The sequence below is a fragment of the Candidatus Neomarinimicrobiota bacterium genome (assembly GCA_018647265.1).
GTDB lineage: Bacteria > Fidelibacterota > Marinisomatia > Marinisomatales > TCS55 > TCS55.
Genome location: JABGTK010000119.1, coordinates 41,488 through 59,755 on the forward strand (window position 1 = coordinate 41,488; position 18,268 = coordinate 59,755).

Annotated in this window: 18 protein-coding genes, 2 tRNA genes and 1 pseudogene; 2 read left to right on the top strand and 19 right to left on the bottom strand. The window is 37.4% G+C overall.

What is annotated here, in order from left to right:
• Positions 1 to 10: 10 nt before the first annotated feature.
• The 11 genes from rpsO to HN459_07270 all read right to left on the bottom strand — a co-directional run bounded on the left by rpsO (position 11) and on the right by HN459_07270 (position 10,299).
• Positions 11 to 283, bottom strand: a complete 273-nt coding sequence (gene rpsO / locus HN459_07220; GenBank protein MBT3479238.1) for a 30S ribosomal protein S15 — start codon at positions 281 to 283, stop codon at positions 11 to 13.
• Between the two features lie 8 nt (positions 284 to 291).
• Positions 292 to 1,227 (bottom strand): bifunctional riboflavin kinase/FAD synthetase, encoded by a 936-nt coding sequence (locus tag HN459_07225; protein ID MBT3479239.1) that lies wholly within the window; start codon positions 1,225 to 1,227, stop codon positions 292 to 294.
• A complete protein-coding gene (truB, locus tag HN459_07230; protein MBT3479240.1) occupies positions 1,206 to 1,859 on the bottom strand; it encodes a tRNA pseudouridine(55) synthase TruB in 654 nt (217 codons plus the stop codon). The genes HN459_07225 and truB overlap by 22 nt, the downstream gene beginning before the upstream one ends.
• Positions 1,860 to 1,864: 5 nt before the next feature.
• Positions 1,865 to 2,224 carry a 30S ribosome-binding factor RbfA gene (rbfA, locus tag HN459_07235; GenBank protein MBT3479241.1) on the bottom strand — a complete coding sequence of 120 codons (360 nt, stop codon included), beginning with the start codon at positions 2,222 to 2,224 and terminating at the stop codon, positions 1,865 to 1,867.
• Positions 2,221 to 4,692, bottom strand: a complete 2,472-nt coding sequence (gene infB / locus HN459_07240; GenBank protein MBT3479242.1) for a translation initiation factor IF-2 — start codon at positions 4,690 to 4,692, stop codon at positions 2,221 to 2,223. The genes rbfA and infB overlap by 4 nt, the downstream gene beginning before the upstream one ends.
• Before the next feature lie 3 nt (positions 4,693 to 4,695).
• Entirely contained in the window at positions 4,696 to 6,120 is a 1,425-nt protein-coding gene (gene nusA, locus HN459_07245; GenBank protein MBT3479243.1) for a transcription termination factor NusA, read from the bottom strand.
• Positions 6,104 to 6,523: a hypothetical protein gene (locus HN459_07250; GenBank protein ID MBT3479244.1), complete on the bottom strand. Its 420-nt coding sequence runs from the start codon at positions 6,521 to 6,523 to the stop codon at positions 6,104 to 6,106. Before HN459_07250 ends, nusA begins: the two co-directional genes overlap by 17 nt.
• Positions 6,524 to 6,616: 93 nt before the next feature.
• Positions 6,617 to 7,303 (bottom strand): hypothetical protein, encoded by a 687-nt coding sequence (locus HN459_07255; protein MBT3479245.1) that lies wholly within the window; start codon positions 7,301 to 7,303, stop codon positions 6,617 to 6,619.
• A gap of 85 nt (positions 7,304 to 7,388) precedes the next feature.
• Positions 7,389 to 7,460, bottom strand: a tRNA-Arg gene (locus HN459_07260).
• Positions 7,461 to 7,516: 56 nt separating this feature from the next.
• Entirely contained in the window at positions 7,517 to 8,521 is a 1,005-nt protein-coding gene (locus tag HN459_07265; GenBank protein MBT3479246.1) for an NAD(P)-dependent glycerol-3-phosphate dehydrogenase, read from the bottom strand.
• A 2-nt stretch (positions 8,522 to 8,523) separates the two neighbouring features.
• Positions 8,524 to 10,299 carry an AMP-binding protein gene (locus tag HN459_07270; GenBank protein MBT3479247.1) on the bottom strand — a complete coding sequence of 592 codons (1,776 nt, stop codon included), beginning with the start codon at positions 10,297 to 10,299 and terminating at the stop codon, positions 8,524 to 8,526.
• A gap of 160 nt (positions 10,300 to 10,459) precedes the next feature.
• Between HN459_07270 and HN459_07275 the strand changes: the two genes are divergently transcribed.
• Positions 10,460 to 10,541: transfer RNA gene (locus HN459_07275), tRNA-Leu, on the top strand.
• Positions 10,542 to 10,668: 127 nt separating this feature from the next.
• Here the strand turns inward: HN459_07275 and HN459_07280 are convergent.
• The 8 genes and pseudogenes from HN459_07280 to HN459_07315 all read right to left on the bottom strand — a co-directional run bounded on the left by HN459_07280 (position 10,669) and on the right by HN459_07315 (position 17,539).
• Complete coding sequence (locus HN459_07280) at positions 10,669 to 11,061, bottom strand: DUF309 domain-containing protein (GenBank protein MBT3479248.1); 393 nt, start codon at positions 11,059 to 11,061, stop codon at positions 10,669 to 10,671.
• 68 nt (positions 11,062 to 11,129) lie between these two features.
• A complete protein-coding gene (locus tag HN459_07285; GenBank protein MBT3479249.1) occupies positions 11,130 to 11,636 on the bottom strand; it encodes a hypothetical protein in 507 nt (168 codons plus the stop codon).
• 18 nt (positions 11,637 to 11,654) lie between these two features.
• Complete coding sequence (locus tag HN459_07290; GenBank protein MBT3479250.1) at positions 11,655 to 11,993, bottom strand: hypothetical protein; 339 nt, start codon at positions 11,991 to 11,993, stop codon at positions 11,655 to 11,657.
• A 103-nt stretch (positions 11,994 to 12,096) separates the two neighbouring features.
• The gene (locus HN459_07295) at positions 12,097 to 12,342 is read right to left on the bottom strand and encodes a hypothetical protein (GenBank protein MBT3479251.1); all 246 of its coding nucleotides are present in this window, start codon (positions 12,340 to 12,342) and stop codon (positions 12,097 to 12,099) included.
• 191 nt (positions 12,343 to 12,533) lie between these two features.
• A complete protein-coding gene (locus HN459_07300; GenBank protein ID MBT3479252.1) occupies positions 12,534 to 13,220 on the bottom strand; it encodes a hypothetical protein in 687 nt (228 codons plus the stop codon).
• Between the two features lie 62 nt (positions 13,221 to 13,282).
• Positions 13,283 to 13,900 carry a signal peptidase I gene (lepB, locus tag HN459_07305; protein ID MBT3479253.1) on the bottom strand — a complete coding sequence of 206 codons (618 nt, stop codon included), beginning with the start codon at positions 13,898 to 13,900 and terminating at the stop codon, positions 13,283 to 13,285.
• A 784-nt stretch (positions 13,901 to 14,684) separates the two neighbouring features.
• Positions 14,685 to 15,299: pseudogene (locus HN459_07310) on the bottom strand (ribonuclease HII).
• Positions 15,209 to 17,539, bottom strand: a complete 2,331-nt coding sequence (locus tag HN459_07315) for a DNA internalization-related competence protein ComEC/Rec2 (protein MBT3479254.1) — start codon at positions 17,537 to 17,539, stop codon at positions 15,209 to 15,211. The pseudogene HN459_07310 and the gene HN459_07315 overlap by 91 nt, the downstream one beginning before the upstream one ends.
• A 106-nt stretch (positions 17,540 to 17,645) precedes the next feature.
• On the opposite strand from HN459_07315, the gene HN459_07320 reads away from it, so the two are divergent.
• Positions 17,646 to 18,239, top strand: coding sequence for a hypothetical protein (locus tag HN459_07320; protein ID MBT3479255.1), 594 nt, complete (start codon positions 17,646 to 17,648; stop codon positions 18,237 to 18,239).
• Positions 18,240 to 18,268: the final 29 nt, after the last annotated feature.

The window sequence follows — 18,268 nt, forward strand, 5'->3', positions numbered from 1 at the left end:
TTTTCCTGTATTAATTTCTGCGAATGGACAATTCTTGTGTCACATTCAAATATCCATCCGGATTTATCCGGCGGAGGTATTTTAAAAGTTTTTTACGCTGTGATACCAGCATGACCAATCCACGTCGGGAGTGATTATCTTTTTTGTTTTCTTTAGCATGCTCAGTCAGGTATCTGATCCGAGCTGTCAATAAAGCAACTTGTACTTCTGTTGATCCGGTATCTTTTTCATCTTTACCGAATTGTTTGACAATCTCTTGTCTTTGTTCATTTGTTAAGGACATTTTGTCTCCTAGTTATATTTCTGCATCAATCTCATGCAGAATTGTTTATCTTTTTTTAACTGTTTAATTAAATCTTGAGGGTTAGAGAATTTTTGTTCATCTCTTATCCGTTCTAAAAATTCTACAGTAATTTTCTTTCCGTAGAGATCATCCAGCTCCTGATCAATAAAGTGAACTTCCATCACAAAATCAGTCTCACCAAAGGTAGGACGAACTCCCAAATTACACATTCCATAGAGATAGTTTCCATCAATCCTTCCGCGGATACAATAGACACCGCTGGCAGGAATTAATTGATTTTTCTCTTCAGGAATAAAGTTAGCCGTAGGGAATCCTAGACCTTTGCCTCGACCTGCCCCATGGATAACATTCGCCTCAAATCCAAATACCCAACCCAATTCAAATGATGCCCTTCGAACATATCCATTTTGAACTAATTTTCGGATATTAGTACTGGAAATAGTGACTTTATTATCTGAAATGGGTTCAACTATATCCACGCTTACCCCATTGTTTTTTCCAAAATCTTTTAAAAACTGAGGTGATCCTTCTCGTTCAAACCCAAAATGATGATCATAACCGATCACGATGTAAGATGGATTAAAATTTTTCACTACAATTTTGTTAATAAAATCATCCGCCGTCAGATGAGAAAATTCTATGGTGAATGGGATAACTACAACGATATCCACATGACATGAATCCAGAATTTCCATTTTTTTATCTGTGTGTAACAGAAGGGGCAATTTTTCACCCGATTCTAAAACATGTCTCGGATGAGGATCAAATGTAATCAAAACAGATTTAGTTCCATGTGATTCTGCTACAGATATCATTTTTTTAATAATTTCCTGGTGCCCGCGATGGCAGCCGTCAAATGTTCCAATAGTGACAACACTATCAGAAAGTTTGGGAATGTTTTCTAGTTGGCGGTAGACATCCATTCCGTTTCAAATTCCTTTAATTCAACAGACTCTTTTATATCATATTCCCCTACTGAAGTACGCTTCAATTCAATCAAATGACCCACGGTATTCAATGCTTGGGCTATATCTTCGCCCAAAACGCGAACATAAGTCCCTTTGGAGCATGACACAGAAAAATCAATGTGATTACCATCAATAAGATTAAGCGATAAATCATAAATCTTAACAACAACGGGTTGCCGTACTACCGTTTGATTTTTCCGAGCTAATTTGTAAAGACGAACACCATTTACCTTTTTAGCAGAATACATAGGCGGAACATGTTCGTAATCGCCAATAAAACTATTTAGGATACTTTCTACCATTGCCTTTTCTATAGTGGGAACAGCTTTGGTTTCAATAATTGTCCCGTCAAGGTCTAAAGTATCTGTTGCTTCACCCAATTTTAAAACTGCGCGATAAGACTTAATACTTCCGGAAAACTCAGATAACCTTTTGGTGTCTTTGTTGGTACCTACTATCAACACACCTTCAGCAAAAGGATCAAGTGTTCCGCCGTGCCCCACCTTCTTTTCTCTTGTAATACCCCTGACCTTTTTCACAACATCAAAGCTGGTCCAACCTACCGGTTTATTAATATTATAAATCATAGATTTTAATCGTCAGAACTTATATCGTGGAAAATTGAATCGATCTTTTGGGTATAGTCCAATGTATCATCATAAAAGAATTTTAACTTGGGTGTATATTTGATTCGCAGTTCTTGACCTAAGAATTTACGGAATGCTTTGGCACGGTTATTCATTTCGATCTGAAGGTTTTTAACAGATTTTTTCTTTTGAACAACACTGAAAAATATTTTTGCATTTTTTAAGTCAGGAGATATTGAAACGCGAGAAAAAGTGACAAATCCTAAATCGGATAAATCGATAATTTGTGTCTGAATTTTTCCAAGTATTTGCTGGATTTCATTGGCGACCCGATCTGTACGCTTGAAGGGTCGTTCTGATCTCAAGTGAGTACTAACGTCCTTTTAACGGACTTTATTTCATAGCATACAATAATGTCTCCCTCTTTGAATTTGGAGAAATTATCAATACCAATACCGCACTCAAAACCATCACGAATTTCTTTGACATCATCTTTTAAATGCCTTAGGGATGTTATTTCGCCGGATGCAATTTCTTCCTCTTCTCTAATAACTCGTGCTTTTCCATTGCGCACAATTTTACCTTCGGAAACTCTTGAGCCGGCAATAACACCGATTTTTGGAATTTTAAATGCTTCCTGCACAACGGCACGACCAAGTATTTCTTCAACTTTTTCTGGTTCAAGCATTCCTTCAAGGGCTAAAGTAATTTCTTCCACAGCATTATAAATTACCTTATATGTTCGAATATCAACACCTTCTTGCTGTGCTTGAAGTTTAGCATTGGATGAAACTTGAACGTGAAATCCTATAATAATAGCATTTGAAGCAGATGCCAAAAGAACATCAGATTCAGAAATCATTCCAACAGCTTTATGGATCACTTGAACGCCAACTTCATCGTTGGCAATTTTACTCAATTGTTCCGATATTGCTTCGATTGAGCCATCCACATCACCTTTTATAATGATGGGTAGGTTTTTAATGGCACCTTCTTTTATAAGCGCAGACATTGCGTCTAGAGACTGAGCAGAAATTTTCTTATGATCAATTTCCCGCTTGAGACGTTGACGCTCTGAGGCAATACGTTTTATTTCACGTTCATTTTCAACCACAGCAAATATATCGGCTGATTGCGGGACTTGATCAAAGCCTAAGATTTGGACTGGCACTGACGGACCTGCTTCTTTAATTCTTTGGCCTCGCTCATTCATCATAGCGCGAACTTTACCATAAACATTATTACAAATAAATGGATTCCCCACTTTAAGGGTACCCTTTTGAATTAGTACGGTCGCAATTGGTCCATGGCCTTTATCTAACTTGGAATCAATTACCGTACCTCGAGCTAAGGTATCAACGTTGGCTTTTAATTCTAACATTTCTGCTTCTATATGCATGGATGCCAATAAGTCATCTACACCCATTCCAGTTTTAGCGGAGATTGGAATAGCCTGAATCTTCCCACCCCAATCTTCAACCAATACATTACGTTCAGATAATTCTCGTTTTACCTTTTCAGGGTCGATATCTGGAAGATCCATTTTATTGATGGCAATAATCAATGGTACTCCGGCTGCCTTAGCATGATCAATCGCTTCAATTGTTTGAGGCATAACGCCATCATTTGCAGCTACAACCAATACGACCATATCCGTCACTTGAGCTCCTCTTGCACGCATAGCTGTGAAAGCCTCATGCCCGGGAGTATCTAAAAATGTTACCGATTTACCGTCCTTAAGCTCAACGCGATGTGCGCCGATATGCTGCGTTATACCACCGGATTCTCCACTTACAACGTTGGAATTGCGAATATAATCCAAGAGAGAAGTTTTTCCATGATCAACATGGCCCATCACGGTAACAACAGGAGACCTGTCTATAGCTTTTTTAATATCTTCTTCAGTGTCCTCGATTGTAAATAATTCTTCACCAATGTCTTCTAACTTTTCTGGTGCATAGCCATATTCTTCAGCTAATAATTCTATAACATCCCACTCTAATCTCTGGTTGATTGTGGCCAATATTCCCAAACCCATACACTTTTGAATTACATCATTTGATTTAGTACCAAATATTTTTGAAACTTCATCAACGCTTGAAAATTCTGCAACTTTAATCGGCTTCAAATCATCGCTTGAAACTTCATCGAATTGGGTCTCTTTTTCTCTTCTATATATTTTCTTTTTTGTTCTTGTATCAATTTTTGCTGTAATTTTTCTAACGGTATCAACAGCAGACCTTTGAGTCTTTTGATCTGGCTTCTTCCTATGGTCCGCCTTTCGATGAGTAGTACCCTTGCCTACTTGGGTTGCAATCTCTGATAAATTGATTTTGCGAAGTTTCTTTTTAGGTTTTGTAGCTTCTAACTTTTTCTTTTCTGCTTCCTCTTTTATTCTTTTTTCTTCTTTTTCTTTGCGCTCTTCTTCTGCTTTTTCTTTTTGATCTGCTACTATTTTAGAACGTTCTTCTTCTTTTGCGGCAATTAGTTGTTCTGCTTCCTCTTTTATTCTCTGATCTGCTTCAGCTTTTTTTCTTTCTTCAGCTTCAAGCTTCCGCTGATCTTCTAGAGAAAGAAGGTTTAATTTTTTATTTGCCTGTTGCCGTTCTTGAATTCTTGTATCATGAATTTCACGACGAACTTGTTCTTTTCTATATCGGTCAATGGATTCTTTATCTTTATGAAATTCACTTAATATGATATGATAGGTTTCTTCTCCAACAGGTGCCATATGACTACCTACTTCAATTCCCTTCACTTTTAAAAAGGAAAGGATTTCTGTATGGGATATGTTTAGCTCTTTAGCTATTTGAAATATGCGACGTTTTGCCATGGATTATGATTCTATTTTTTCGAGTTTTTCTTCTGGTGATTCTTCGATTTCCGTTATTGATTTTTCGGAAGATTCCGCTTGACTCTCTTCTTCTAAGGATCCAGCTAAATCAGGTTCAACTTCTTCTATTTTTTCTTCAGCCTGATTTGCTTCTACAAATGACTGGACTGCGTTATAAATTTTTTCCAGCGTTGTATCAGCGATACCTTTAATCTCTAGCAAATTATCTTCTTCTGTATTTAGTAATTCGGATACAGTTGATATTCCGTTTTCACTTAGAGGTTTAACAGCGCGAGCGGGCATATCAGGAATATTAGCCAAAAGCGCATCCTGCTCATTTTGTTTGCGATCGTATTCTTTTTTACCAAAAGCATCGATTCGATATTCGGTCACTTCTGCAGCAAGATTTACATTTACACCGCCTCTACCGATGGCAAATTCAAGATCATCATCATCAAAAATTGCAATACAATATTTTCGATCATCATCTATATAAAGGTCCAATGGCTTAGCTGGAGATAAGGCACGTGAAATTAAAATTTCAGATTGATCACTGTAATTAATAATATCAATCTTTTCATTATTCAATTCTCGAACGATTGCTTGGATTCTACTGCCACGCATACCAACACAGGCACCAACTGGATCAATACGACGGTCATGAGACTGGACAATAATCTTAGCTCTCTCACCGGGATGTCTTGAAATTGATCGAATATCAATAATATTATCTTCAATTTCAGGTACTTCCATTTCAAATAACTTATAAAGGAAATGATTGTCACTTCTTGACACAACAATATCCGGACCGCGAGAAGTAATTTCTACTGATTTGATAATGGCGCGGACAGAATCACCGCGACGATACCGTTCTGTTTTAATTTGTTCATTCCTCGGCATCCGTAATTCAGCATGCTCGATATTAACAAAGGTATTATCCCGCTGAACCTGGTGAACCGTACCAATAACAATTTCGCCAACGCGATTGGCGTAATCTTCGTAAATGTATTTTTTCTCCACATCCTGCAACCGTTGAGAAAAATATTGTTTGGCCATATTAATAAGACGACGGCCAAAAATCAATGGATTAATAATCTCTACATAAGAATCGCCAATTTCAAGATCCTCGGCCATTTCGGCATCTATTTTTGCGACTTCTTCTAATGTAATTTCAAAAACTGGATCATCTATATCATCTACAATTGTCTTTTCGACATAAATTTCAAATTCACCTTTATCAAGGTTAACAATAACACTGCAATTACTCGCATCGCCTCTTTCTCGTTCTACCATATGCAGGAATAACCCCTCAATGATTGAACCGAGTTCTGAACGCTCTACGTTTTTTTCGCGAGCAATTTCTGAAAAAACTTCAATTAATTCTCTATTAACCAAAATGCCTCCAAATGGACTAGAATTTGATCTCAACAATTGCCGATTCAATTTCACTGAATTGATACCGACTTTTTACCCCACTTGACGATAGCCCTTCAAAGCTACTATCGTCTACATGACAAATTTCAACTGAAGCTGCTTCCGATTCACCAATCGTGCGCACTTTGATATTTCTACCTAGATTCTTTTTGAATTGTACCGGATGCTTTAGTGGTGCATCTATTCCCGGAGTCGTTACCTCAAATTGGCATCCACCAGGATAGGACTCATCTAATAACCCAGAATTCCTGATAGATTTTGCAATCCGTGCCGTAGTCCCTAGGTCCACAGGTTTCCCGCCATCGATAATTATTTTAACTGATGACAGGCTATTGTTCTCGACAAAGTCAAGAAAAACCAAGTCTTCCGGAATTAATTCTGCAATCTTATTTTTCAAACTAATCATGTCTAATTAATAGAAAAGTGGGTCGGGCAACCCACTTTTCAGCCCGGAAAGATACATATTATTAAACCGCTATCAAAGACTAATTCAGTCTTCCTCCCCTGTATTAACTTTACCCATAATCTCATTAGCTTTTTGTTTTAAAGTTTGATTTTGATCAAAATTTTTCAATATTGTTTCAACCAACTTCATTGCGCCCCTACTATCATAATTGGCTATTAACAGATTTGCTAGTTTTAAAGACGCCCAAGCTTCTTCCTCTTGGGAATTGGCATTAACCAATGCCATCCTTTGGTATCGAATGGCATTGGTTAAATCATCATTTGATTGATAGATATTGACCAATGCTTCATAGGTAGATCCTGTCAGTAAAACATTTTCCCCCTTCTTTGCAAATCGCTCTAAATGGGGCAAAGCTAAATCGTACTCACCATTATCAAAATGAATTCGTCCTAAATAGAAACTGGCGTTCTTACCAGAATTGGTGCTACCGTATTCATCAACCAATTCCTGCAAATGGATCTTAGCATTGTCGTTATCACCTAAGTCTACAAACACCATAACCTTACTCATCACATTCTCGGCAACTTTACGGTTTGAAGAGTGATTGTTTGTATACAAATATCCCAACAGAACAATACCCACCAGGACGATAGCCCCACGAGTATAAATCTGTTTCTTCTCTACAAGGTGTTCACGCAAAGAGAAGATACTTTCAAGGAATGGGTCCCTCTGAATCTCTTTTCTTAATATTTTTCTTTTTGGTTTTAACATTGTTTCTCCGTATCTCGAATTCCCAACCCGTTTCTTTCACTAGGCTTTGAATCTAAGAAATTATATTTATTGTTGAATTATTTTGTACCCCCGACTGGAGTCGAACCAGTATCTAATCCTTAGGAGGGATCTATTCTATCCATTGAACTACAGGGGCAGACAGGGAAATTACTTCCTAGAGTGAATTGGGGAAAAGGAAGAAAAAGGGAAATTCTATGGTTTATTTCGTTCGTGGATCAAATCACGGGTCATAAGTTGAGTAACTATCTTTTTTGGATCTTTGCCATTAAATAAAATTTGATACACCCCTTCCGAGATGGGCATTTCAACATCAAATTTTTCCGAAAGATCGTGTACAGATTGGGTTGTTTTCACCCCTTCTGCAACCATATCCATTTCTTCTAAAATAGAACCCAAGGATTTACCCTCACCAATTTTCTCACCTACAAACCGATTTCTGCTATGACGACTCAAGCACGTGGCGATCAAATCGCCAATGCCGCTCAATCCCGAAAAAGTATCCGGGTTGGCGCCCATTTTAATTCCGAGTCGTGTAATCTCAGCAATGCCACGCGTAAGTAATGCCGCCTTGGTGTTATCCCCAAATCCGATACCATCACATATCCCAGCTGCAATCGCAATCACATTTTTTAATGAGCCGCCTAATTCAACGCCACGAATGTCATGATTAGTGTAAACTCTCAGAATTTGAGAAGAAAATATTGTTTGTATAAATTCAGCCGATCTATTTGAAATAGATGCAGATACTAGCGTTGTAGGATGACCGTCAATGACCTCTTCTGCATGGCTAGGTCCATATAGAGAAACTATATATTCCAATTTATGGCCCGATGCATCGCTGATTACTTCACTCATTGTCTCCAATGTGCCGTTTTCTACACCCTTGGCAACGTTTACTATTACTGCATCATCTGGAATATGGCCCCTTGCTTTCTCAATTATATCGCGAACTGCATGGGATGGAACTGCTACAACAACGCATTCAGCGCTGGTGAGGCATGATTTTAAATCTGCATCAAATTTAATATTTGGTTTGAATGTAAAGTCTTTAAGGCGGGGATGCTTTCTGGACAATGCCATTTTTGCAACAGCATCTCTTTTGTAATGCCATGCTTTTACTTCATGATTATTTTCAGCCAATCCTTGGGCTAACGCACTTCCCCAAGTGCCACATCCCAATAGCGATATTTTTGCCATATTCAATCCGTATACATAGTCTCGATTACACTAGACCAATTTTCCCTGATTTGAATACGGCGAATTTTAAGAGTAGGAGTTAATTCACCATCATCAATGGTGAAATCACGCGGTAGAATTGAGAACTTTTTAAGCTGCTCTGGGTTAGAGAATTGCCCGTTCAATTCATCCACTTGGGATTGTATTTCATCGAAAATATCTTCACTTTTAGTAAAATCAGACAAAGTATGCCCCCCCTCTTCTAAAAGTTTTATTTGCTCAATTGGATCTTTTGGTATTTTATGTGCCTCAATTCCAATTTTATCTCGAAGAATCACACCAATGTCAAGTGTAAATAAAGCTGAACAATACTTCCTACCGTCCCCAACTAAAAAGCATTGAGAAACCAATGGAATTGATTTCATTGTTTCTTCGATAACAAGGGGGGCAATATTTTTTCCACCTGAACTTACGTATATTTCTTTTTTCCGTCCCGTGATTTTAAGATATCCTTCTGAATCAATCTCACCAACATCGCCAGTATAAAGCCAGCCATCAATAATGGTTTCGTTAGTCGCTACTTCATTTTTATAATAGCCTTTCATGACGTGATCACCGCGCATTAAAACTTCACCATCTTCAGCCACGGCAATTTCTGTTCCAGGAATTGCTTTACCTACAGTGCCAATCTTGTTATGTTCACTCCAATTAATAGTGGATCCGGCAGAATTCTCCGTCATACCGTAACCTTCAAATAGTGGTATTCCTAGGGATTGGAAAAGAACTAAAATATTTGGATTTATAGGTGCTGCACCAGAGATTAAAAACCGTGTTTCTGTAAACCCAATCGCTTCCTTAAGTTTGCCTTTTAAGAGCTTAGAAAGTCCGGGAACCTTTAAACCATACTTAAGAATAGCTTTTCCATCGATTACTGATTTCAAGGTGGAATATATTTTTTCATAAATCCGTGGTACGCCAATGAATAAATGTGGCTTAACCTCTTTTGCATAGTCCACTACATAAAGTGGATTATCACAAATATAAAGATGAAGTCCGTTGTGTATCCAGTAATTGATATCAACAAATTGACCAAATACATGGGCCAGGGGTAACCAGGACAAGTACCTCTCCCCTTGATAGAACTTGAATGTTGAAACACTGGCTGCAATTTCAAATGTCCAATTTTTATGTGTTAATTCAACCCCTTTTGGATTCCCCGTTGTTCCGGATGTGTAAATCAAACAGGCGGTGTTATTTTCATCAACTTGACTGAGTCTTTCTTTCACATTATTTTCGGAGACACCCTTACCTTTAGCAATAAAATCATCCCAAGAAACAACTTTTTCATGACTTATCATTTCAATGCCATCCATCAATACGACCGTTTCAACTTTTTCGAGATTATCCAAAATTTTATGGATACGGTGGTTCGGCATTCTCTTCTTGTCATCATTATCCCCTGGATTATTCCCAACAAACACGATTTTAGAATCTGAATTGCCAACGATCCACTCTACCTCTTTTGATGAACAGGTATGATATACACCTACAGCAGCACCCCCAACCGCTTGGACCCCCAAATATGCGCCAAACCATTCTTTTCTATTATAACTATAAATACTGATTTTATCATTAGATTCAAGCCCAAGAGCCAAAAGAGATTTGGAAATATCCATAACATCTGCACTCAATTCGGACCAATTATTAGAGTACCAATTTCCATCAGAATCTCTGACGGAAATTGCCGGTTCTGTCGCAAAGTCTTTTGCATTTTGAAAAAGTATTTTTGGTGTTATCATTATTATTCCTTTGATTGTTAAAAAATCAAGTGTTCGCTAATTATTTATCTTAATTGTCTTTTGCGAATTTAATCTAAAAATATTCACATATCAATTCTATGACCTTGACTGGCAATTAAGAAACTTAATAAATTTTGGTATCCTATAATACCCTATTTATGCCGGGGTGGCGGAATTGGTAGACGCGCGCGACTCAAACTCGCGTATCGAAAGGTGTGGGGGTTCGAGTCCCCCCTCCGGCACATATTTCACGTTTTTTATTCCTATTTTATCCATATAAAATATAGCTTGCATTACATTGATTAAACTTTTACTTTAACCTATCAAGGTGCTGGCTTGGTACCTTTGGTATGTGGAAGGGGTAGAAGTTCACTCAGGTCCGAGGTCTTTGTGAACTCTACCCCATTTTCTTTTTAATACAAGTTCATCAAAAGCTTTAAGTGGTATATTTTTATTCTCATACTTCATTAGGAATGACTCAATAGAATCAACATCAACCCACTGATTAATAGATGTATTATTTTCTTCTAACCGTTGAGTGGCAACTCTTATCCCATAGCGCACCGCATCCAACTTTTTTAATCCAATGTTTTGATAAATTCCCGTAAGCTGCAAAAACACCTTCATGCATTGCCTCCTAGGTACATGACCAATATGTTTCCATAGAATTTCCCATTCTTTGTGGGCCTTTTTATATTGATTATCATTAAAATAATCAATGCCCTTATAAAATATTGTCATTTCTTTTTGGGATTTAAGCATAAAATAAAAAAGGGCCATCCCAACATTGGGACAACCCTTCTCCTTCAAATGTCATGGATAATTAGTAATTAACGCTTTTTACTTTTACCTTTTTCATCTTCTTTAGGTTTATGCCATTCTTTCACCTCGTTTTGCAACTGGGTTAAGTTTTGCTCTAAGTCAGAAAATTTACGTCTAGTTTGACGGCGTTGACTGTCAAATGAGTCCTGAATATCGAGGATATCGCTATTAATACGATCAATCTTATTATCTGTATTGCGACTAAATTCATCAAGATTGTATTGAACTTCATCGATTTTATCAGACAATTCAGCAGCCGTCGTGTGAATGAGATTTGTGTTTGCAATAATATCCTGCTGTGCTTTTCGAATATGCTTTCCACGTCCTTCGAAACGTAAGTTTAAATTTCGCAAATCTTCTCGGAATTCTTTATCGATCACATCCACATGTTCATTATCATTTTGATTCAGAACATCCATTCTTGATTTCATATCATCGGCCATCCATTGAAAATAACCGCCTGCGGCTACCAAAATAATAAGTAGCCCAAAAATAATTTTATCTTTAACGTTCATCGTGTCCTCTTTTAGTCGTTAACTAATACCCTCTAACCGCTTTTCCCATTCACTGAGTTCTCTTGGTTCCTCCACGTCATCTGAACTTTCTTGCTCAGTTGGCGCTTCTTCAGCTTTGGGCATTGCACCAGCTTTAATTTGCTGGATCAATTTCTCTTTTTCTGCTGAGCTCTTTTTAAGGGAGCCCATCAATTCATCCACTTCTTTATTGAAATCATCAACTGTCGCTTCTAGTCTGGACATCAACTCATCCAGTAGCGATTGACCATAGGATGCATTAATACCATCCAACAAATCATCCAGTTTTGATTGGAGATACCCTTCGCGGGCTTCCTTCTTTGCGAAATCTATACTCATAAAGTGAACTTCAAATTAACGACGGTTAGTAAAATTTTGAATACGAAATTAACACAGTTTTATTTTAATAAAATGGGATTTTATTAACTGATTTTTATTCGATTTATTTTTTCTGCTTTAAAGCGTTATGAATCGGGACGAATATCTTTTTTTGTAGACTATATGGCATGTTGGGTTCAGATTGAATCTCAATAAATCCACTTCCTCCGACACTTGACTCAGAACTCCGACTAAAAATGCTACGCTCTGCTGCTATATGAACTTCAACGCGATCGGTAATCTGAACATAGACAACGTAGTCATAGCGCATAAAGGCCCGTTTTAACTTTACAGGTTTAGTCACTAACATATGTGATTCCGGCCCATAGATATCTATTTCGTAATCGAGTTGGTTGAGAATTTTTCGACATTGTTCAAGCACGTCTGATTTTGGAGTTGAGTACTGGTATTCTCTGACCATCCTAGGTGGATGAGTACATTGGGTTAAAGTGAATAACAGAAATAAGTACACTGCCAGTCTAAATAAACTGGGGAACGGGATCAATAGATGTCGAAAATAGACGGAATGACTTCCGGGGCAGGTGATAGTTGGGATGAATGCATATAGTCTGGGTTATAATAAACCAACTTTAATTGGCTGAAATTCCCTGAAAAAATGGACAAATCTGATTTTGGCAACAAAACTGATGAATTCAATAGCAATTCGATGATCGCAGGTCTAACGGACCATGTTGATCTGTAAAATGCATTGGCAAATTTCTGCTCCAATATATTGGAATATGAACCAGAGGGTCCAGATTCTTTTTGATTCATTTTTTCCGGAGGACCGTATACTGCAGAAATGTTTTTCTCCAATCTTCTGAAATCAGACAATTGAGCTTCTATATTTTTCCTTTGAATTACAAAATCAATTTCCACTTTCCAAAATCCACTATCGGCAAAAAAGTAGGTTACTGTGACAGAATCGGGACCCAAGTGGCCCAAGAATGATTTGCTAACAGCTAAGCTGTCGCCATTAGCAATTTCTGCAAAAGTCGTGGGTATTTGAGACTCTTTCAGGTTTCCCCATGGAAATCCCTTATACCCTGAATCCAAACCCATTGGAATCGGTATGCTTGATGTATCTATCGCCGAAACTTCAGGATTAATTACTACAGTTGTATCCGCAACTTCTTCTTGCGCTACTGCAATAGAAAAAATTATGATGATTGAAATTATAGTTTTCATTTTGATTAACATGCTTCTTTTACCGATCCAAACTACATTACAGAATTTTTGCCAGTCAAGTCCTATTGAATAATAGTGCCAATTCGGTTAAACCGTGGAATCCACGATTTTAGATCGAGTGAAAAATAAGTAAATAGAGCTTCACCCAGAATATGGGACTTCGGCACAAACCCCCAATATCGTGAGTCTAGACTGTCATCTCGATTGTCACCCATAGCCCAATAGTAATCCTGCTCCACGGTATAATAATCAAGGTCACCTATAGGTTTCCCGTCAATAAGCAAATTGCCTTTTGGCATATTATTTGACCATGGCACAAGCAGATTTCCTTGAGGATAATATGGCGTATAAACTTCCACCTTCCCTTTTCGACGATATAACTCATCGGGACTCACCATAGTAAAGGGAAATTCCCTTCCACCGCTTATCAATTTTAATTCATGACCATCGAGAAGCATAAGATGCAGTAACAACTGTGCATTGTCAGGAGATATTGCAATCTTATCACCTTTTTGGGGCATCTTTAACGATTTAAAATTATCCTTATTCCCTTGCTGCCCGAGAAAAATATCTTGTTGAACGAACGAAGGGGACAGTGGGGACATAACAAATTTCCCATTTTCAGGGAGCGGATAGGGGTTGGAATCAATATGGATTAGCTTGTCTCTGACTTCCAGCATATCACCCGGTTCGGCGACACACCGTTTTACATATTTCTGTTTCACGTCACGTGGAAATTTAAAAATTATGACGTCGCCCCTTTTTGGTTCTCGGAAAGCTGGAAATTTCATGGAAGGCACTTCAAACCCAATGTCGGTATATGGTATCCCAATCCAATCGGGTGTACGCATTCCATATACAAAGCGGTTTCCCGCCAGAAAATCTCCGGTCATAATTGTATTTTCCATACTTCCAGTGGGAACGATATATAACTCAAAAATGGTCACTTTGAGCGTGAGGACAATAATAACCAGAATTATCAAGGACCTTATTTCGTGTATAATTTTAGATATTTTGGAATTCATAGGCGACGAAGTTAGGAACGCTCTCCCATTTCGAACGAAGAGATTATTAGTCTAAACTGATTCCTTCGTAATTTTTTATAATTACTTCTTTTTCCAGCATTACAGTAGCTACATCAAGTCGTATATCCTTTTCATCTTCAAGTTCTGATAGATAATATTGGATGGCAGATTCTAATTTTTCCAATTTTGATTGGTCCACTTTTAATATGGGTCCACCCATTTGATCTTTGGTAGCTGTTTTTACTTCAACAAAAACCAATTCTCCATTTTTTTCTGAAATAATATCCAATTCTCCGTAGTGACTGCAGGATTTATTCATTGCAATAATTTTATATCCTTTATTCAAATATTGGAGAGCCACCATTTGTTCACCCAATCTTCCAATTTTCCTAGATGATTTCAACCATTCCATCGTAGGGAGATTTGCTTTAACCGGCGCAAAAGATTTTCGATGGATTGGCGTTGCTTTGAATTCCTTTAATGCTTCCATATGCTGTTTCGTTCCATATCCTTTATGTTTTTCAAAATAAAATTCAGGAAAAATAGGTGCAACATCTTTCATGATTCTATCACGAGTGACTTTTGCGATGATAGATGCGGCACTAATAGATTCTACTTTATTATCCCCATCAATGATTCCTTCATTCTTAACAGATTGATCCGGAAGGGCAAAACCATCAATCAGTGCTTTATCGGGTTTCCGGACTAAACTTTCTAATGCTTGGCGCATAGCTTGGTATGTGCCCTGAAGAATATTAATTCGGTCAATTTTTTTATGGGAAACAATACCAACACCAACTTCAGCGACTGCTTTGATTTCGTCAAATAACTTTTCCCGTTTTTTAGGGGATATTTTTTTAGAATCCGCCAATCCAACAATGCCATGATTTTCAGGCAAAATAACGGCGGCAGCTACAACAGGACCAGCCAATGGACCTCGCCCTGCTTCATCTACACCGGCGGTTATTTCCAACTTACTTCCCAAATTTCTGAACCATTGGATCGTAACCACAATGCACCGGATTGATCTGTACGGTGGATTTTTTCTGCATATTGACTAATTCTTTCTAAAACATCATTTGATGGGTGACGAAATTTGTTCCGATACCCCACTGAGACAACTGCTATTTCCGGATTCACTAATTTTAAAAAACCATCAGAGGAACTCGTTTTTGAGCCGTGATGACCAACTTTGAGAACATTTGATCTAAGCATTTCTCCATATTGAGTTAATTCATATTCTCCTTCCAATTCGAGATCTCCCGTAAACAAGAAAGATGTTTCGCCATAAACCAGCTTCATAACGATACTGGAATTATTAATATTACTGGAATTATTAACAAATTCTGAATCTGGCGAAAAAAACTCAATGGCTAAATTATTATCCAAAAATCTGATTTCTCCTGGCGAAGGTTTATCAACAAGTGCATTTCTTTCAATTAATTTCGATTTAAGTGTTTTGTATGTCCAAGAATCATAATCAAGATATGTGTCAAAAACTGTATCAACGGGAAAAGATTTAGCTACAGTGATTAATCCGCCAATATGATCGCTGTGTGGATGCGTCATCACAAGCCAATTGATTCGATCAATTCCCATATATTGGAGTACAGGATTTACCACAAGTTCACCATAATCACGTTTCCCGAACTTTTGACCACCATCGATAAGCATTGTTTTATTATTGGGCATTCTTAGGAGAATAGCATCACCTTGCCCAACATCTAAATAGATTATATCCAAATATTTTAGTGATCCACCATAGTCCCAAGTGAGAATTGCAATTATGACTAATCCTGGGAATAAGGCGAATTTTTTAAATTTTGGAATTAAGAACAAGAATGGGATGCTAATGAAAATAAAGTAAATCAATATCCAAATGAGTGAGAAATGTGGCATTTCAATAAAAGCGAATGGAAAGTCTGAAAAAAATTCAGCAAGGTAAGAAATCAAATTTGTAACAAACCATGCACTTTGTCCAAATAACCCACCAAGAATTGGAATCCATCCAAAGAAAATGATACAAAAACCAATGGCCACTAAAATACCCACAATTGGAACAATAAACACATTGGCAACCAACGAGATTATAGGAATCCTGCCAAAATAAAATGCTGTAATTGGAAGTGTGCCAATCTGCGCCGAAAGTGAAACGATAAATAAGCCATAAATAAATCGGACAGGTTTTGATTTAATTGAACTGATCTTTAATTTTTCTGGAAGTATGGATTCGATCAATTGATAAAATATTACAATGGACAAAACTGCCGTGTAGCTGAAAATAAAACCGAGGTCGTATATATATAATGGATCGAAGAGTAAAATGAGAAAAGCTGAAAAGAATATAGTGTTCCAAAGATTTCCCTGGCGATTTAGTATCGGTGTCAAAACATATAATCCTGCCATAAGGCTGGCGCGGATGACGCTGGGCTTCCCTCCTGTTAAAAAACAAAAAAAGATCAATCCAAAAATAATTAGCAACCTGTCCCAACCCCAAGGAAAACGAAGTATTTTACCTATCATTATTAAAATAATCAGAACATATCCAACATGAAGACCGGACACAGCCAACACATGGATAACGCCCGTATCGGTGAAATTCTCCCGCACTTCTGCATCAACAGATGATTTATCGCCCAGAATTAATGCGGTGATTAGTCCATAATTTTCCCCAATTTTATTTTGGAATAGGGTTCGGATATTATTTTGAGTCCGCTGAATAATATTAATGTTTGAATCAAGTATCTCAATCATCACTCCATCTTCTACATAACATCGTCCATATATTCCTTTTCTTGCGTAGAATTTTCTATAATCAAATTCGCCTGGATTTCGAGCACCTTGGATAGCATTAAATTGTCCCATAGTGGAAATTGTCATTCCCACTTTAATTTCTTGGTTTGATTCAGTAAATAGTAAAATAGAGGGAAATATAATTTTAATTGAATCCAAATAGATTATGGGATTATCCAATCGAATCCGAAATCCTTTTTCACGTTTTACAACTTCTATTACAGATCCATTAACAGTAATTACTGATTCATTTAAGGCAATCGCTGAATCTTTATGATGCTGAATAGTTGATTGTCGGATTTTTGTTTGGGTAAATCCCAAGAGCATTAATATGAAGAATCCTACAATATAGACATTCCGCCAGCGGATGAGAATTATAAGTTCGATAATTAAAAGAATGATAGACGCCCAAACCGGGAGCCAGTTGGCAAAAATGCCTACGAGAAATGCGCCAAGAATAAAGGCGAATGGAAAGGAAATTATTTTTGACTTAATCCTCATTGCATCAAATCTAAATTAAATATACCAATTGACCAATAATTAACCATTTCAGGAATTGTTTATTAACCTGACCTTTTCTAAGATTGCAGGGGTAAATGAGGACAAAATGACATTCGAACAATTACAGGACTATATGTACGAGAATCATCGTATTCGCCGGCAAATGGATATTGCAAAATATTTTGGTGTTACCACACAAGCAATTTCTAATTGGAAACGCACCAACACAATTCCAGCAAAATATGCTCTAAAACTGACTGTACCTCAACCAACCAATAATGTTGAGTTGATCGAATCACTCACTGATGTATTGATGAATTTGAATGATAGCATCCGCGATCTGAAGGCCATCAAGTCTATAACAGATTTGGGTACACATTGGTTCGTCGATGGAAAATGGCGAATTGATGGTGAGCATCCCATCATTCAATACACCCATTTAAAAGGCGATTGGCAGGAGATCATCGGATATACCAATGATGAAATCCTGGAGATGGATAATGTAGGCGGCACCCTGTTCCTCATGGATGAAAGAGAATATCTGAACCGTCTCCAGCCCACTGGAATTACAGAAGCTTCTTATATGGGGTACTGGACTTATATCCATAAAAACGGTTATGAATTTAAAATGAAGGGTAAAACTTGGGTGGATTATGTTTCTCAAACTTTTAAATCTGCTGTTACCCTACAGAATAAATAATACCCCTTCACAATTAAATAAACGGAATC

What these genes read in the sequence shown, in the direction of transcription:
- HN459_07270 (MBT3479247.1), bottom strand. Translation starts at nt 10,299, where the DNA reads ATGATAACACCAAAAATACTTTTTCAAAATGCAAAAGACTTTGCGACA.
- HN459_07290 (MBT3479250.1), bottom strand. Translation starts at nt 11,993, where the DNA reads ATGAGTATAGATTTCGCAAAGAAGGAAGCCCGCGAAGGGTATCTCCAA.
- HN459_07295 (MBT3479251.1), bottom strand. Translation starts at nt 12,342, where the DNA reads ATGTTAGTGACTAAACCTGTAAAGTTAAAACGGGCCTTTATGCGCTAT.
- HN459_07280 (MBT3479248.1), bottom strand. Translation starts at nt 11,061, where the DNA reads ATGCTTAAATCCCAAAAAGAAATGACAATATTTTATAAGGGCATTGAT.
- HN459_07300 (MBT3479252.1), bottom strand. Translation starts at nt 13,220, where the DNA reads ATGAAAACTATAATTTCAATCATCATAATTTTTTCTATTGCAGTAGCG.
- HN459_07285 (MBT3479249.1), bottom strand. Translation starts at nt 11,636, where the DNA reads ATGAACGTTAAAGATAAAATTATTTTTGGGCTACTTATTATTTTGGTA.
- HN459_07320 (MBT3479255.1), top strand. Translation starts at nt 17,646, where the DNA reads ATGACATTCGAACAATTACAGGACTATATGTACGAGAATCATCGTATT.
- HN459_07265 (MBT3479246.1), bottom strand. Translation starts at nt 8,521, where the DNA reads ATGGCAAAAATATCGCTATTGGGATGTGGCACTTGGGGAAGTGCGTTA.
- lepB (MBT3479253.1), bottom strand. Translation starts at nt 13,900, where the DNA reads ATGCTGGAAGTCAGAGACAAGCTAATCCATATTGATTCCAACCCCTAT.
- rpsO (MBT3479238.1), bottom strand. Translation starts at nt 283, where the DNA reads ATGTCCTTAACAAATGAACAAAGACAAGAGATTGTCAAACAATTCGGT.
- HN459_07225 (MBT3479239.1), bottom strand. Translation starts at nt 1,227, where the DNA reads ATGGATGTCTACCGCCAACTAGAAAACATTCCCAAACTTTCTGATAGT.
- HN459_07315 (MBT3479254.1), bottom strand. Translation starts at nt 17,539, where the DNA reads ATGAGGATTAAGTCAAAAATAATTTCCTTTCCATTCGCCTTTATTCTT.
- truB (MBT3479240.1), bottom strand. Translation starts at nt 1,859, where the DNA reads ATGATTTATAATATTAATAAACCGGTAGGTTGGACCAGCTTTGATGTT.
- infB (MBT3479242.1), bottom strand. Translation starts at nt 4,692, where the DNA reads ATGGCAAAACGTCGCATATTTCAAATAGCTAAAGAGCTAAACATATCC.
- HN459_07255 (MBT3479245.1), bottom strand. Translation starts at nt 7,303, where the DNA reads ATGTTAAAACCAAAAAGAAAAATATTAAGAAAAGAGATTCAGAGGGAC.